Annotated in this window: 14 protein-coding genes; 10 read left to right on the forward strand and 4 right to left on the reverse strand. The window is 67.2% G+C overall.

Annotated elements, in window-relative coordinates:
* The first annotated feature begins 58 nt into the window (after positions 1 to 58).
* The gene (locus tag GYM46_RS10565) at positions 59 to 685 is read left to right on the forward strand and encodes a YceI family protein (protein WP_008259782.1); all 627 of its coding nucleotides are present in this window, start codon (positions 59 to 61) and stop codon (positions 683 to 685) included.
* 27 nt (positions 686 to 712) lie between these two features.
* Here GYM46_RS10565 and GYM46_RS10570 read toward each other — a convergent pair whose 3' ends face one another.
* Positions 713 to 1,000 carry an RNA-binding S4 domain-containing protein gene (locus GYM46_RS10570; RefSeq protein WP_008260578.1) on the reverse strand — a complete coding sequence of 96 codons (288 nt, stop codon included), beginning with the start codon at positions 998 to 1,000 and terminating at the stop codon, positions 713 to 715.
* Positions 1,001 to 1,210: 210 nt separating this feature from the next.
* On the opposite strand from GYM46_RS10570, the gene GYM46_RS10575 reads away from it, so the two are divergent.
* Together GYM46_RS10575 and GYM46_RS10580 are read left to right on the forward strand one after the other, a co-directional pair.
* Positions 1,211 to 1,513, forward strand: coding sequence for a PadR family transcriptional regulator (locus GYM46_RS10575; RefSeq protein ID WP_154725811.1), 303 nt, complete (start codon positions 1,211 to 1,213; stop codon positions 1,511 to 1,513).
* A complete protein-coding gene (locus GYM46_RS10580; RefSeq protein ID WP_040349778.1) occupies positions 1,510 to 2,121 on the forward strand; it encodes a hypothetical protein in 612 nt (203 codons plus the stop codon). Before GYM46_RS10575 ends, GYM46_RS10580 begins: the two co-directional genes overlap by 4 nt.
* A gap of 42 nt (positions 2,122 to 2,163) precedes the next feature.
* Here GYM46_RS10580 and GYM46_RS10585 read toward each other — a convergent pair whose 3' ends face one another.
* The 3 genes from GYM46_RS10585 to GYM46_RS10595 are packed head-to-tail and all read right to left on the reverse strand — an operon-like array spanning position 2,164 to position 6,669.
* Positions 2,164 to 4,680 carry a helicase-related protein gene (locus tag GYM46_RS10585; protein WP_008260677.1) on the reverse strand — a complete coding sequence of 839 codons (2,517 nt, stop codon included), beginning with the start codon at positions 4,678 to 4,680 and terminating at the stop codon, positions 2,164 to 2,166.
* A gap of 46 nt (positions 4,681 to 4,726) precedes the next feature.
* The gene (gene fixJ / locus GYM46_RS10590; RefSeq protein ID WP_040349777.1) at positions 4,727 to 5,338 is read right to left on the reverse strand and encodes a response regulator FixJ; all 612 of its coding nucleotides are present in this window, start codon (positions 5,336 to 5,338) and stop codon (positions 4,727 to 4,729) included.
* Positions 5,335 to 6,669 carry a two-component system sensor histidine kinase NtrB gene (locus GYM46_RS10595; protein ID WP_008259907.1) on the reverse strand — a complete coding sequence of 445 codons (1,335 nt, stop codon included), beginning with the start codon at positions 6,667 to 6,669 and terminating at the stop codon, positions 5,335 to 5,337. The genes fixJ and GYM46_RS10595 overlap by 4 nt, the downstream gene beginning before the upstream one ends.
* A gap of 580 nt (positions 6,670 to 7,249) precedes the next feature.
* Here GYM46_RS10595 and GYM46_RS10600 point away from each other — a divergent pair.
* From GYM46_RS10600 to GYM46_RS10630, 7 genes are all read left to right on the forward strand, one after another.
* Positions 7,250 to 9,190 carry a methyl-accepting chemotaxis protein gene (locus tag GYM46_RS10600; RefSeq protein WP_008259224.1) on the forward strand — a complete coding sequence of 647 codons (1,941 nt, stop codon included), beginning with the start codon at positions 7,250 to 7,252 and terminating at the stop codon, positions 9,188 to 9,190.
* A gap of 73 nt (positions 9,191 to 9,263) precedes the next feature.
* Complete coding sequence (locus tag GYM46_RS10605; protein ID WP_008261250.1) at positions 9,264 to 9,566, forward strand: STAS domain-containing protein; 303 nt, start codon at positions 9,264 to 9,266, stop codon at positions 9,564 to 9,566.
* On the forward strand, positions 9,563 to 9,928 hold the full coding sequence (locus tag GYM46_RS10610; protein WP_008263015.1) for a response regulator: 366 nt from the start codon (positions 9,563 to 9,565) through the stop codon (positions 9,926 to 9,928). Before GYM46_RS10605 ends, GYM46_RS10610 begins: the two co-directional genes overlap by 4 nt.
* Before the next feature lie 27 nt (positions 9,929 to 9,955).
* Complete coding sequence (locus GYM46_RS10615; protein WP_008264086.1) at positions 9,956 to 12,226, forward strand: chemotaxis protein CheA; 2,271 nt, start codon at positions 9,956 to 9,958, stop codon at positions 12,224 to 12,226.
* Between the two features lie 3 nt (positions 12,227 to 12,229).
* On the forward strand, positions 12,230 to 12,685 hold the full coding sequence (locus GYM46_RS10620; protein ID WP_008262141.1) for a chemotaxis protein CheW: 456 nt from the start codon (positions 12,230 to 12,232) through the stop codon (positions 12,683 to 12,685).
* The gene (locus GYM46_RS10625; protein ID WP_008261553.1) at positions 12,682 to 13,542 is read left to right on the forward strand and encodes a CheR family methyltransferase; all 861 of its coding nucleotides are present in this window, start codon (positions 12,682 to 12,684) and stop codon (positions 13,540 to 13,542) included. Before GYM46_RS10620 ends, GYM46_RS10625 begins: the two co-directional genes overlap by 4 nt.
* Entirely contained in the window at positions 13,542 to 14,582 is a 1,041-nt protein-coding gene (locus GYM46_RS10630) for a protein-glutamate methylesterase/protein-glutamine glutaminase (RefSeq protein ID WP_035310620.1), read from the forward strand. The genes GYM46_RS10625 and GYM46_RS10630 overlap by 1 nt, the downstream gene beginning before the upstream one ends.
* The last annotated feature ends 16 nt before the right edge of the window (positions 14,583 to 14,598 follow it).

The raw sequence follows: 14,598 nt of genomic DNA on the forward strand, positions 1-14,598 counted from the left end.
GCTTAATCGCAACTGTGTTGATTGCATATAACGATCCTCTTCAACCGGAACATTCCCCATGCGCACCCCCTTCATGAAACACGCCCTCGCCGGCGCCCTGGCCGTCAGCCTCGCCGCCGGCGGCGCGGTGGTGGCCCAGGCCGCCCTGACCAAGACCCCGTCGGAAGTGACCGCCGGCGCCTATGACCTCGATTCCGGCCACGGCAAGATCACCTGGTCGGTGAACCACCTCGGCTTCTCGACCTACACGGGCCAGTTCGTGAACGTGAAGGCCGAGCTGAAGCTGGACGTCGCCAATCCCTCGGCCTCCACCCTGACCGCCACCATTCCGCTGACCGACGTGGCCCCGAACGACGACAAGCTGAAGGCCCACCTGCAGACCGCCGACTTCTTCGACACCGCCAATCATCCGACGGCGACCTTCGTCTCGCGTTCCGTGACGGTCGACGCCGATGACGCCAACGAGGCGACCGTGGTCGGCGATCTGACCCTGCGCGGCGTGACCAAGCCCGTGACCATCGAGGTCGAGTTCAACCAGGCCGGAACCGCCATGGGCGCCTACAAGGCCGGCTTCGACGGGGAAGCTGTCATCAAGCGCTCGGACTTCGGCATCAACTACGCCCTGCCGGCCGTGTCCGACGAGGTGAAGCTGCACATCGAGGGCGAGTTCGTCCTGAAGCAGTAAGCGATTTTCGCGCCGGGCCCCTGGCCCTCAGGGCGCGATGATCAGGGAATAGAGGGCGCGGGCTTCTTCAGGCGGCCCGCGCCTTTCGCCCATCGCCTCCACCCGCAGGGTCGTGACCCGGCCGTTCTGGGCGAAGGTCAGCAGATCGCCGGGGCGGACGCAGCGGCTGGGCTTGTCCAGCCGGATCTCCCGCCCCTGATGCGTCAAACGCATCGCGCCGCGTTCGACGAGGGCGGCGGCCAGGCTTCGCGTCTTCAAGAAACGCGCCCGCCACAGCCAGATGTCGATGCGGCAGGACGAATCCGTCTCGCTCATTCCACGGTTGTTCCTCGCATTGTTCCGCTCATTTCGATCGCGGACCTGAAACTTCCAAATCGGCAAAGGCGACGGCGCGCCAGAACTTTTAATCGCAGCCGAAACGAATTCGGCTGCGTGAGCGGCGCCTGCAAGTCTGCCCTCTGAGCCTGAAGCCTTCAGCATGCAAGAAGTCTTGCCATCAAGTTCTATATATGTAGACTTATTGACATGACCCGATCTCGTCGCCCTTCCGCTCAGACCATAGCCGTGCTCGAGGTATTGGCGCGTCAAGCCGACGCCTGGTTCTATGGGCTTGAGGTCGCGGATGCGACCGGACTGAAATCCGGCAGTCTTTACCCCATCCTTATTCGATTGGCCGAGCGCAACTGGTTGGAGAGCCAGTGGCTGGAGCCAGAAAAGCCGGGGCGGCCCGCGCGTCACGCCTATCGGATCACTGCAGCCGGCCGGGCCGCCTTGCGGGCGGCCATGGCGCCTTCGCCGTCGTCGATCCTGGGGAGATCACTGTCATGAACCTGATGTTGTTCTTATCGCGCGGCATGATGCAGCTTGCCGGGAAGCTCGCCCCGCCTTCCCGGACTGGCTGGAAGGCGGCGATGCAGGGCGAGTTCGCGGCGATCCAGGAGGAGGGGCGGGCCCTGTCATGGTCGGCCGGATGTCTAGGGGCGGCGCTGGGATGGCGGATCGCGCGGGAAACACCGTTCATGGCGGCGGTGATCCTCGCATCGGCTGTCGCCTATCTCGCCTACATGGCGCTGTTCTGGATGACAGATTATGCGGTCGGCGACTCGCTGAGTCTGATGATGTGGCGGCAACAGGCCTGTATCGCTGCAGTCTGTTTGATCTGTAGCCTGGCCTGGCCCCGACGGGTGGCGTTCATCGCCTTGGCCATTCCGCTGAGCTTTGGCGGCGGGGCGTTCCTGCAGTTTGTGTGGAACGACGTTCTGACGCCCAGGGACGCCTATCCCGGCTATCATGCTTGGTCCGCTTGGTATTCGGCGTTTTCCGCCGTCGTCGGGGAGGTTTGGCCCGGTGCGGCGGGCGCTTTGGCCGGTGTCTTTATTGCAAAGGCTTGGCGACGAGCGGCGATGTCGCGCCGGTCAGGCGCGGGTTTGCCATAAGGCCGCCATCACGGTTTCGAACCGCGCCACGAAGTCCATACGTCAGACCGCCGCCGTCTTCTTGCGAGGGCGACGACGTTTGGCGCGCGCCGGGGGCGCCGGGGGCGTCGGGGGCGCTGTCAGGACGGCCAGGGCGGCGAAGGGCGAATCCTTGGGCGGCTTCGGCGCGACGCCGGGCTTGTCGGGCTGGCGGGCGCGTTCGGTCTTCAGGGCGGCGATGACCTGTTTGGCCTGATCGGCGGTCCAGCCCAGGTCGATCAGGGCGGCGTCGGACAGGCGGCCGCGGTCTGCGGTATTGGCGGCGCGCAGATCGGCCATCTTCTCCAGGGTCTCGACGGGCGCCAGCCAGCGGCCGGCCGCGCGCAGGCCGTGGGCCGAGAGCAGGCGGGGCGAGGGCGGTTCGGGCGGCGCGGGGATCAGATCGGGCGTCGCGGGGATCAGGGGGGCGTCCAGGAAGGCCTGGGCGAAATGGCGGGCGCGGGGCTTCTGCAGGCCGGGCAGCCAGACGGAATGGGCGCCGACGCGGATGGCGAAGCTTTTCAGCGTGCGCCGCTCGACCTGGCTGAGGGCGGCCAGGTCGCGTTCGACGTCGCGACGGTCGATCAGGCCCCCGGCCTCGATCAGGCGGAAGGCGATCCCGCGGGGCAGACCCTTGAGCGCGCCGGACTCGACCGCCTGACGCAGGCGGCGCAGGTCGCGCAGGGCGCGGCCGGCCTCGAACGCCAGCCAGGCCTCGATCCGACGCTTGGCGCGCTCGCGGGCGGGCGTCGGACCCAGTTCGCCCAGCAGGCGGACGGAGGGCGAGAAGGGATCGGCGCCGGTCGGCGTGGACTGGATCTGGGCGGTCAGGACGCCGCGCCACAGGACGGCCCCGTCCGGCGTGACGGCGAAGGCCTCGTCGGTCTCGGCGGCCAGACGACCCAGGCGGCGGTTGATCTCGGGCGTGACGGCGCGGACCGCCGCCTGGCGCAGGGTGCGGTCCTCCAGGGCGGAGGCGCCCTTCTCCATCTGGAATCGAACGCCTTCAAGCTGGCCCACCACCTGGCCCTCGACCGTCACCTCGCCGTCGTCGGCGACGCCCGCGAACGTATCCTCGCGGACGTTCAGGGCCCGCATCAGGGCGGTTGTGCGGCGATCGACGAACCGGGCGGTCAGCCGCTCGTGCAGGACGTCGGACAGGCGGTCCTCCAGCGCCCGTGTCTTGTCGCGCCAGCCCTGGGCGTCGTGAACCCAGTCGGGGCGGTTGGCGATGTAGGACAGGGTGCGGACGGCCGAGAGCCGGGCCGACAGCTGGTCGATCTGGCCGTCGTCGCGATCCACGAAGGCGAAGCGCGGCGCCATCCAGTCGTCGGTCAGCCGGCCCCGCTTGCCGGTCAGGGCGTGGAAGACGTCCCTGGCCAGGCGGGCGTGCTCGTCCAGCGTCGTCTTCTGGAAGTCGGGCAGCTGGCAGGCTTCCCACAGCCGCATGACGGCGCCGCGCGAACGGCCGATGCGGGCCACTTCCTCGTCCTTGATCAGGCGGCGCAGCAGGGTCTCGTCCAGGGCTTCGGCCGTCAGGCTGAGGCCGCTGCGCTGGGGCGTGACCGTCAGGGAGCGCAGCAGGTCGGGCAGGGTGTCGAAGTCCAGTCTGGCGTTACGCCATTCCGCCGCCTCGACCGGATCGAACCGGTGCTCGACCACCTGTTCCACCAGATCGGCGTCCAGATCCTCGGCCTCGGCCGTGACGCCGAACGTCCCGTCGCGCAGATGGCGGCCGGCGCGGCCGGCGATCTGGCCGATCTCGTGGGCGTGCAGCCAGCGGGTCCGCCGTCCGTCGAACTTGCGCAAGCCAGCGAAGGCGACATGGTCCACATCCATGTTCAGCCCCATGCCGATGGCGTCGGTGGCGACCAGGAAGTCCACCTCGCCCGACTGGTAAAGGGCGACCTGGGCGTTGCGGGTGCGGGGCGAGAGGCTGCCCATGACCACGGCCGCCCCGCCCCTCTGGCGCCGGATCAGTTCGGCGATGGCGTAGACCCGCTCGGTCGAGAAGGCGACGATGGCGCTGCGGCGGGGCAGGCGGGTCAGCTTCTTGGAGCCGGCGTAGGACAGGGTGGACAGCCGGTCGCGGGTCACGATCTCGACGTCCGGGACCAGACGGCGGATCAGGGGCTCCATGGTCCCGGCGCCCAGGAACATGGTCTCGAACCGGCCGCGCGCGTGCAGCAGCCGCTGGGTGAAGACGTGGCCGCGCTCGGGGTCGGCGACCAGCTGGATCTCGTCGATAGCCAGGAATTCCACCGACCGCTCCAGCGGCATGGCCTCGACGGTGCAGACGAAATAGTGCGGGCGCGGCGGGACGATCTTTTCCTCGCCCGTGATCAGGGCGACGGCGGCGGCGCCGCGCTGCCTGACGATCCGCTCGTAGATTTCGCGGGCCAGCAGCCGCAGCGGCAGGCCGATCATGCCCGAGGCGTGACCCAGCATCCGCTCGACCGCCAGATGGGTCTTGCCGGTGTTGGTGGGCCCCAGCACCGCCGTGACGCGGGAAGGGGCGAGGCCTGCGGACCGGTCGCTCATGACCCCTGCAAGGTGGCGATGATCGCCGTGCGGCTCAAGGGCCTTTTCAGACTTCGGCGCAGCGCAGCCCCATCCGCACCAGCATGGACAGGCTGGTGGCCTGCATCTTCTGCATCACCTTGGCGCGGAAGATCTCGACCGTTCGGGGGCTGATGCTGAGGCTGATGGCGATTTCCTTGTTCGACTTGCCGTCGATCAGGGCCTCGAACACCTGACGTTCGCGCGGCGTCAGACTGGCCAGGCGGGACGTCGCCTCCTCGCGCGCCTCGCTCTCGACCTCCTGGCGCTCCAAGGCGGACAGACAGCCGCGCACGGCCTCGAGAATACGGTTCGGGTCGAAGGGTTTTTCGATGAAGTCGACGACGTCCGCCTTCATCAGCTGAACCGCCAGAGGCACCTCGGCGTGACCGGTGATGACGATCACGGGCCAGGTCTCGCCGCGCAATCGAGACAGATGACGGATCAACTCGGCGCCTTCCATCTGCGGCATGCGCAGATCGGTGATGACGCAGGCCGTCTTTTCTTCGGGCAGGGCGTCCAGGAAGGCGGTGGCGCTGGGGAAGCCGCGGGCGCGAATGCCCTCGCCCCTCAGGAGCATCAATAGCGAATCCCGCAAGGCCTGATCGTCGTCGATCACGAAGACGGAGTGTTGAGTCATGCGGCTTCGAGCTCCAAGACGGGAGAAAGACAGAAGGAGAAGGCCGCGCCGCCCAGCGGACTGCGGCCGACGGTCAGGACGGAGTCATGGCTCTCGATGATTGAGCGGGTGACGGACAGGCCCAGGCCCATTCCGCTCGCCTTGGTCGTGGTCATCGGCTGGAAGATCCGGTCCATCTGGTCCTCCGGAATTCCAGGACCATCGTCTTCGACGATGATCTCGTAACCTTGGTTTCCAAGACTGCGGCCGGTGATGCGCACCAGGCCGAGTTCGCGCCCCGCGACGGCGTCGACGGCGTTGCGGACCAGATTGTTGATCGCTTGCTGGAACTGGATGCGATCCGCCAGCACATGATCGCCGACGTCGCGCACATCGACGCGAATCACCACCCCTGTGTCCATGCGGATCAGGTCGAAGAGGGGGCGCAGGTCTTCGATCATCGAGGAGACGCGCTGGTCCGTGAGTTCGCGGGCGCCGGTCGAGACGAATTCGCGCATGCGGCGAATGATGTCGCCGGCCCGAATGAGCTGGGTCTTGGCCAGATCCAGGGCGCGGCCGGCGCTATCGCCCAGTGGCCCCGCCCGGGCGATGTCGGTCTGGCCTGCATGCAGATAGACCGTGGCGGCCGTCAGGGGCTGGTTCAGTTCGTGCGCCAGAGTCGCCGCCATTTCGCCCATGGAGTTCAGCCGCCAGCTCTTGCTGAGCTGGTTCATCAGGTCGCGCATGCGCTCATTGGCGGCCGTGGTTTGCCGCTGGTCGCCGAGGGACAGCACCATCCGCTCGGGATCCACGCTCGGGGAAAGAAGGCTGGCGTGGATCGTCATGGGGACGATCTCTCCGTCCGGCCGCCGCGCCAACCAGGATCCGGTCGCCGGAAGGGACAGCGGGGCGCCCTCGATCACGGCGGCGAGCGCGGTCGTGTCAAAATCGGTGGCGAAGGTGCTGAAGGGGCGAGATAGGGCCTCTTCAGGCGTGACGCCGAGCAGATCGGCGGCGGCCGGGGTGATTCGCAGAATGCGGCCCTCGCCGTTCAAGGTCACGACCGGAACGGAGGCCAGTATGCTGTCCAACAGGGCGCTGCGGCTGGCCAGACGGTGACAGACCTCCGCCATCACAAGGGCTACGGCGACGAACAGGGCGGCGTGGACGACGGCGTTCGCAATCCCCTGTCGAGGCAGGATCAGCATGTCGGCGATGACGGACAGGACGATCGCCGTGAAGGTCGCCGGGCGCTGGGCCACCAGGGCGGTCGCCATCACCGCCGCCAGCATGGGCAGATAGTGGACGTGGCCGACAGTCTGGATAGTCAGGCGGAAAGCCGATCCAACCAATACGCACCCGGCGGCAAGCAAAAAGCCGCCCCAATACGTCCGGGCAAATCGAACCATAAGCCGGGGCAGAGCAGGTCTAGTAGAAGCCGCCGGTCGTGCTTGCATCATGCGATATTTCGCATCTGCGAAACCATTGTCGTCACGTCCCTGCCGCTTTTTTGACCCAATCTCTATATCATTCCTGAAGTTAGGGAAAAGCACGCATAATTAATTTTTGCGATCATGTTCGCCTGATGGGCGAAAATTCCCGTCGGCGCGGAGTGGGCCGCCACGCTTACGCATTCCTACCTAGGGTGCGGTTCAGAAATCATATTAATCATCATCTCATGGTTCCCGGGCAGAATGCAGATGCTCCGAGGTTGTTGATGTTCCCCGAAATCCTTCTCCAAAGCCCGTCGACGTCCAGGCGTTTGACCGACCCGCGCCAAGCGCAGGCCGGCGGATGTCCGGCGGTCGCGGCGGCTGCAGGCGGATCGGGATGCGACCTCGGGAGACTCCACTCGGACGGGTTCGCCGTCTCTGCGGATTCGATCTGATTTTTGCGATACCGAGGAGAGTACGCGTGAAGTTGACTGAAAACATGCCGGTTGGGCGCAAGCTGTTCAGCGCGTTTGCGCTGGTGCTGGTCGCCATCGCCGTCATGGGCGCCGTCGTTGTGGCGAATCTATTGGCCCTCCAGAGCGCGGGCGAGGATCGCAGCATTGAGAACGCCATGACCCGCGCCACGGCCCGGGCGGAATTCTATCTGGCCAAGCAGGAGAACGCCTATCGAGGCTACCTGCTCTCGGGCGATCCCTACTACACCGAGCGACTTGACGCCCACCGCGCCAAATTCATCGCCGCCCTGGAAGAAGAGCGCGCCGGCCTGCCTGCGGATCGCACGGCGCCGATAGACCGGGCGATCAAGGCGAACGCCGAATGGTACAAGAACGTCGTCCAGGTCGGACAGGTCCTGGTGCGCGAAGGCCGCGTGGAGGAAGCCGAGAACATGGTCGGGCGCGAAGGCGTCGCGGACACCTATATCGCGCCGGCGGAAGAGGCGGTCGATGAGCTGAAGGCCGCCAACGAAGCGGCGCTGGTGGTTACGCGCGACGCGCAGGCGACGGCGACCAAGAACGCCATGCTGGCGGTGATGATCGGTCTGGTCTCCGTTCTGCTGCTGTCCCTGGCCGTCGGTTTCGGCGTGACCCGCGCCATCGTGCGGCCGACGATGAGCATGATCGGCTATATGCAGAAGCTGATGGCGGGCGACACCTCGATCCAGATCGTCGGCGCCGACCGCAAGGACGAGTTCGGCAAGATGGGCCAGGCGATCGTCGCCTTCCGCGACGCCGCCGTCGAAAAGACCCGCATCGAGGCCGAGGCCGCCTCGACCCGCTCGATGAGCGAGACCGAGCGTCTGGCCAATGAAGCCGAGAAGGCGCGCATCGCCGAAGAGGATCATGTCGCCCTGACGGCCCTGGCCGACGGCCTGGCCGCCATGTCGAACGGCGATCTGACCCACCGGTTCACAGCAGAGGTCGCCCCGCGCGCCGAGAAGCTGAAGACCGACTTCAACACCGCCATCGCCCAGCTGCAGCAGGCCATGAGCGTGGTGCTCAGCAATGTGGCGGGCATTCGCTCGGGCGCCGGCGAGATTTCGCAGGCCGCCGACGACCTGTCGCGCCGCACCGAACAGCAGGCGGCTTCGCTGGAGGAAACGGCGGCCGCCCTGGACGAGATCACCGCCACGGTGAACAAGACCGCCTCCGGCGCCCGCCAGGCCTCGGACGTGGTCCAGGCCGCCAAGGGCGACGCGGAAACCTCGGGCGTCATCGTCCGCGACGCCGTCTCGGCCATGCAGGCGATCGAGGGTTCGTCATCCCAGATCAACCAGATCATCGGCGTGATCGACGAAATCGCCTTCCAGACCAATCTGCTGGCCCTGAACGCCGGCGTGGAAGCGGCGCGGGCTGGCGAGGCGGGTCGCGGCTTTGCGGTGGTGGCCTCCGAAGTGCGGGCCCTGGCCCAGCGTTCGGCCGAGGCGGCGAAGGAGATCAAGACGCTGATTTCCGCCTCGACCACCCAAGTGGGCTCGGGCGTGAAACTGGTCGGTCAGACCGGCGAAGCCCTGCAGCGGATTGTGGATCGGGTCGCCGAGATCGACGGCCTGGTCACGGAGATCGCGGCCTCGGCCCAGGAACAGGCCGTCGGCCTGGCCCAGGTCAATACGGCCGTGAACCAGATGGACCAAGTCACTCAGCAAAATGCTGCGATGGTCGAGCAGTCGACCGCCGCCAGCCATTCGCTGGCCCAGGAGGCGGAAGCCCTGCAGACGTCCGTGGCCCAGTTCAAGGTCGGCCAGGGTTCAGAGGGTCATGCCGCCGCCGCCCGTCGCAGCCCGACGCCCGCTCGCCCCGCCCCTGCGCCTCAGGCCGCGCCCAAGCCCGTCAATCGCATGATCCAGGCCCTGAAGACCGTCGGCCGCGGCGGCGCCGCGCCCAAGGTCGAGGCCGATCCGGAAGGTTGGGAGGAGTTCTGATGATTCCGTCTTCAAAGGCTATTTACCAAAGCTGTGCCATGCATGGTCTTGGGGCAGACGAAGGGAACTTCTCATGACGGACGCCATCGTGCTGGCGACGGTGCTGGATATGAATGCGGCCGAGCCTTTGAAGGCGGAGCTGCTGGCGCGACGGGGTCAGCCGGTCACGCTGGACGCCTCGAACGTCGAGCGTCTGGGCGGTCTCTGCCTGCAGGTGTTGTTGTCGGCCCGCAAGACCTGGGCCGCCGACGGCGTCGATCTGACGATCACGCCTCAATCCCAAGGTTTTTCCGAACAGTGGACCGCCTTCGGCGCGTCCGAAACCAATGTCCCCGACCCCCTTGCCCAAGATCCCCTTGAAGGAGCTCTCGCGTGAAAAAGACAGTCCTGACCGTCGATGATTCCCGCACCATGCGCGACATGCTGCTGATGGCCCTGGAGGACGCGGGTTACACCGTGATCCAGGCCGTCGACGGCATTGATGGTCTGGAGACCCTGGCCGCGCAAGGCGCGGACGTGGTCATCACCGACATCAACATGCCCCGCATGGACGGCTTCGGCTTCATCGAAGGCATGCGCGCCGATCCGAACCACCGGACCACCCCATGCCTGGTGCTGACGACCGAGAGCGACGCCGAGAAGAAGGCCCGCGCCCGCGCCGCCGGCGCCACCGGCTGGATCGTCAAGCCGTTCGATCCCGTCAAGCTTGTCGACGCCGTCCGCCGCGTCGCGGCCTAACCCTCACAGATCGATCGGCCGCAAGCCATGGACGCCTTCGAAGCCATCAAAGCCACCTTCTTCCAGGAATGCGACGAACTGCTCGCGGAACTGGAATCGAAGCTGATGCTGCTGGAACAGGGTCAGACCGACCTTGAAACCATCAACGCCGTCTTCCGCGCCGTTCACTCGGTGAAGGGTGGGGCGGGGGCGTTTGGTCTGGAGGCTCTGGTCCGTTTCGCCCACGTCTTCGAAACGCTGATGGACGAGCTGCGCGCCGGTCGCAAGCCGTGCGACACGGTGACGATCAAGACCCTGCTGCGCGCCTCCGACGTGCTGGCCGATCATATCCAGGCCGCGCAAGGCCTGGCCCCACCGGTCGACGAGGAGCGTTCGGCCGGTCTGGTTCACGAACTGGAACTGCTGACCCACGGCGGCGAGGCGCCGCCGGTGGTCGAGGAGGACGAAGACGACTTCGGCTTCGTGCCGATGGCCTTCGACGTCCCGCTGGACGAACCCCTGCCGTCCCTCGGCGAGCCTGAAGCCGTCGCAGCCGAGGCCCAGACGGGCTGGCGCATACTATTCAAGCCCCATGGCCGCATGTACGGCAGCGCCAACGAAGCCGGCCTGTTGCTGCGCGAACTGGGCCGGCTGGGACCGATCACGGTGTCGGTGGAAGACAGCGCGCTGCCGACGCTGGACGTGCTGGTCGCCGAGGACGGCTATCTGACCTGGACCATCGATCTGACCGCGGCGATCGAAGAGAAGGTCGTGCGCGAGGTGTTCGACTTCGTCGAGGCCGACTGCGACCTGACGATCTCGCCCCTGGGCGGCGGATCGGAACCGGTCCTCGTCTTCGAGGAAGAGCCGCCGGCGGTGCTGCCCGCCAGCGACGAACTGGATATCGCGGCCCTGCTGGCCAAGGCCGCAGGCGACGCGCCCGCCGTCGAACAACCGACCCCCGACGCTGTCGCACCCGCCCCAGCCCTCGAAGCCGTCGCCCCGGCCCCGGTTCCCGCTCCGGCCGCTCCGGCCCCCGCTCCCGCTCCGGTCGCCGCCGCCCCGGCGCCGGCCGCGCCGATTCCGCCCGCCCAGGTCGCGGCGCCCGTCGCGCCCGCCCCTGTCACCATCCGCGTCGATCTGGACCGGGTCGATCGCCTGATCAATGTGGTCGGCGAACTGGTCATCCAGCAGGCCATGCTGTCGCAACGCGTGCTGGAAAGCGGCCTGGCCCGCTCGTCCGGCATCGCCCTGGGCCTGGAAGACCTCGAGCTTCTGACGCGCGAGATCCAGGACAGCGTCATGGCCATTCGCGCCCAGCCGGTGAAGTCGGTGTTCCAGCGCATGCCGCGCCTGGTCCGCGAAGTCGCCGACATGGTCTCCAAACAGGTTCGTCTGGTCACCGCCGGCGAGGACACCGAGGTCGACAAGACCGTGGTCGAACGCCTGGCCGAGCCCATCACCCACATGCTGCGCAACGCCATCGACCACGGCCTGGAGACGCCCGACGAGCGGATCGCCGCCGGCAAGACGGCCGAGGGCACGGTTCGCCTGGCCGCCCTGCACCGGTCCGGCCGCATCGTCATCGAAATCTCCGACGACGGGCGCGGCATCAATCGCGAACGGGTCAAGAAGATCGCCATCGACAAGGGGCTGGTCGCGCCTGACGCCGCCCTGACCGACGAGCAGATCGACAATCTGATCTTCCTGCCCGGTTTCTCGACCGCCGCCGTGGTGTCCGACATCTCGGGCCGCGGCGTGGGCATGGACGTGGTCAAGCGCTCGATCCAGGCCCTGGGCGGCCGCATCTCGATCAGTTCGGTTCCGGGCAAGGGGTCGACCTTCACCCTCAGCCTGCCGCTGACCCTGGCGGTGCTGGACGGCATGGTGGTGTCCGCCGCCGACCAGATCCTGATCGCCCCGCTGCCGGCCATCGTCGAAAGCCTGACGCCGCAAGAAGGCGACCTGCATTATGTCGGCGGGGTCGATCCGGTGATCCGCTTCCGCGACCGCTTCCTGCCCCTGATCGATGTGGCGATGACCATGGGCTTCCGCGACACCCCGGTGGTTCCGTCCGAAGGCGTCGCCGTGGTCGTCGAGACCGAGGGCGGCCAACAGGCGGCCCTGCTGTTCGACGCCATCCAGGGCCAGCGCCAGGTCGTGATCAAGAGCCTCGAGACCAACTACCAGCAGGTGGAGGGCATCGCCGCCGCCACCATCCTGGGCGACGGTCGCGTGGCCCTGATCCTCGACGTGGACGTCCTGGTCACAGACATGCGCCGCCGATCTTCCCGCCCCGATTTCAAGCTTGCGAGCTGAGCCATGACCGAAGCCAACGACTCCCAACGCGAACTCATCGCCTTCCGCATCGGCCGCCAGGAATTCTGCGTCGACATCATGTCGGTGCGTGAAATCCGCGGCTGGACCCCGGCGACGCCGCTGCCGCGCTCGCCCGGCTATATGAAGGGCGTCATCAACCTGCGCGGCACCGTCCTGCCGATCATCGACCTGGGCGCGCGCTTCGGTCTGGAGACGTCCGAGCCGACGGCCCGTCACGTCATCATGGTCGCCCATATCGGCGGCCGGATGGTGGGGCTGCTGGTGGACGCCGTGTCGGACATCCTGGAGATGAACGAGGCCTCGGTCCAGCCGACGCCCGACGTCGCCAGCGACCAGGTCAAGACCTTCGTCAAGGGGATATTCTCGATCGACGGGCGCATGATCAGCCTGATCGAACTGGACCACATCCTGCCCCATATCGAGGCTGAAGCCGCATGAATCCCGCCCCAGGACGGGGATCCATCGTCGAGGGCGAATTCGTCTTCACCGCCGAGGATTTCCGTCAGATCGCCGAAATGCTTCATGCCCACGCGGGCATCGCCCTGAACGAGGGCAAGGCGGCTCTGGTCTATTCGCGCCTGGCCAAACGGCTGCGGACCCTGGGTTTGTCGAGTTTCCGCGACTACTGCGCCCTGGTCGAGGGCGTGGACGGGGTCGACGAGCGGCAGAAGATGACGGCCGCCCTGACGACCAACGTCACCCGCTTCTATCGCGAGCCCCACCATTTCGACGACCTGCGCGACCGGGTCCTGCCGAAACTGGTCGAGCGCGCTCGCGCCGGCGGCCGGGTGCGGCTGTGGTCGGCGGCCTGTTCGAACGGGCAGGAGCCCTATTCGATGGCCCTGACGGTGCTGTCGGTCCTGCCCGAGGCGGCGGACCTGGACGTGCGCATCCTGGCCACCGACATCGACCCCAACATGGTCGCTCAGGGCCACGACGGGACCTATTCCGAAGAGGCGCTGGAACCGGCGCCGGTCACCCTTTGGCGCAAGTATTTCAACCGCGCCGATCGTGGCGCCTGGACCGCCGGGCCGCAGCTGAAACGCCTGGTGTCGTTCAAGGAACTGAACCTGATCGGCGACTGGCCGATGAAGGGCAAGTTCGACGTCATCTTCTGTCGCAACGTGGTGATCTATTTCGACGATCCCACCCAGGAGCGGGTGTGGAGCCGCTTCGTCCCCCTGATGAACCCCGGCGCCACCCTCTATATCGGCCATTCCGAACGCGTGGCTGGGCCGGCCGCCAGCCTGCTGCAGACCGCGGGCCTGACCACCTACCGCCTGGGAGCCGCATGATGAGCGCCAAGATCAAAGTCCTCGTGGTGGACGACAGCCTGACGATGCGCGGCCTGATCTCGGCCGCCCTGAAGTCGGATCCCGAAATCGAGGTCGTCGGCACGGCCGCCGATCCGATCGAGGCCCGCGCCGCCATCAAGGAGCTCAATCCCGACGTCCTGACCCTGGATGTCGAGATGCCCAACATGAACGGGCTGGAGTTCCTCGAGAAGATCATGCGGCTGCGGCCCATGCCGGTGGTCATGGTCTCGACCCTGACCGCGGCGGGCACGGACGTGACCCTGGCGGCGCTGGAAATCGGCGCGGTGGACGCGGTGGCCAAACCGGCCGTGGCCAGCGTCGACGCCTTCCACGACCTGATCGAGAAGGTGAAGACGGCGGCGCGTTCGCGCGTCCGCGCCCGCGCCGACATGCCGGCCTCGGCGGCGGCGCCCAGCGCCTATCGCCCGGCCGCCAGCCATATCCTGGCCATCGGCTCGTCGACCGGCGGGGTCGAAGCCCTTCTGACCGTTCTGAGCGGCTTCCCGGCCAACTGCCCGGCGACCATCATCACCCAGCACATGCCGGCGACCTTCACCGCCAGCTTCGCCGCCCGTCTGGACCGCGTCTGCGCTCCGACCGTGACCGAAGCCTATGAAGGCGCGCAACTTAAGGCCGGCCACATCTATCTGGCGCCGGGCGGCGCGGCGCATCTGGAGCTGACGCCCGGCATGACCCCCCGCTGCCATCTGGTGCAGAGCGACCCGGTCAATGGCCACCGTCCGTCGGTCGACGTCATGTTCGAGTCGCTTGTCCGCCTGAAGCGGCCGATGACCGGCGTGATCCTGACGGGCATGGGCAAGGACGGCGCCAAGGGCCTGAAGGCCATTCGCGACGCCGGCGGCCGCACCCTGGGCCAGGACGAATCGACCTCGGTCGTCTACGGCATGCCGAAAGCCGCCTTCGAACTGGGCGCCGTGGAACGGCAGCTGCCGCTCCACCGCCTGTCCCCCGCTATTCTAGAACTGTGCGCCGACTCGGGCGCACGGTCGATCGCCTGACCCCCGGGAGCGCCAT

The sequence above is a fragment of the Brevundimonas mediterranea genome (genome assembly GCF_011064825.1).
Taxonomy (GTDB): Bacteria; Pseudomonadota; Alphaproteobacteria; order Caulobacterales; family Caulobacteraceae; genus Brevundimonas; species Brevundimonas mediterranea_A.

What these genes read in the sequence shown, in the direction of transcription:
- GYM46_RS10565 (WP_008259782.1), top strand. Translation starts at nt 59, where the DNA reads ATGCGCACCCCCTTCATGAAACACGCCCTCGCCGGCGCCCTGGCCGTC.
- GYM46_RS10570 (WP_008260578.1), bottom strand. Translation starts at nt 1,000, where the DNA reads ATGAGCGAGACGGATTCGTCCTGCCGCATCGACATCTGGCTGTGGCGG.
- GYM46_RS10575 (WP_154725811.1), top strand. Translation starts at nt 1,211, where the DNA reads ATGACCCGATCTCGTCGCCCTTCCGCTCAGACCATAGCCGTGCTCGAG.
- GYM46_RS10580 (WP_040349778.1), top strand. Translation starts at nt 1,510, where the DNA reads ATGAACCTGATGTTGTTCTTATCGCGCGGCATGATGCAGCTTGCCGGG.
- GYM46_RS10585 (WP_008260677.1), bottom strand. Translation starts at nt 4,680, where the DNA reads ATGAGCGACCGGTCCGCAGGCCTCGCCCCTTCCCGCGTCACGGCGGTG.
- fixJ (WP_040349777.1), bottom strand. Translation starts at nt 5,338, where the DNA reads ATGACTCAACACTCCGTCTTCGTGATCGACGACGATCAGGCCTTGCGG.
- GYM46_RS10600 (WP_008259224.1), top strand. Translation starts at nt 7,250, where the DNA reads ATGCCGGTTGGGCGCAAGCTGTTCAGCGCGTTTGCGCTGGTGCTGGTC.
- GYM46_RS10605 (WP_008261250.1), top strand. Translation starts at nt 9,264, where the DNA reads ATGACGGACGCCATCGTGCTGGCGACGGTGCTGGATATGAATGCGGCC.
- GYM46_RS10615 (WP_008264086.1), top strand. Translation starts at nt 9,956, where the DNA reads ATGGACGCCTTCGAAGCCATCAAAGCCACCTTCTTCCAGGAATGCGAC.
- GYM46_RS10620 (WP_008262141.1), top strand. Translation starts at nt 12,230, where the DNA reads ATGACCGAAGCCAACGACTCCCAACGCGAACTCATCGCCTTCCGCATC.
- GYM46_RS10625 (WP_008261553.1), top strand. Translation starts at nt 12,682, where the DNA reads ATGAATCCCGCCCCAGGACGGGGATCCATCGTCGAGGGCGAATTCGTC.
- GYM46_RS10630 (WP_035310620.1), top strand. Translation starts at nt 13,542, where the DNA reads ATGAGCGCCAAGATCAAAGTCCTCGTGGTGGACGACAGCCTGACGATG.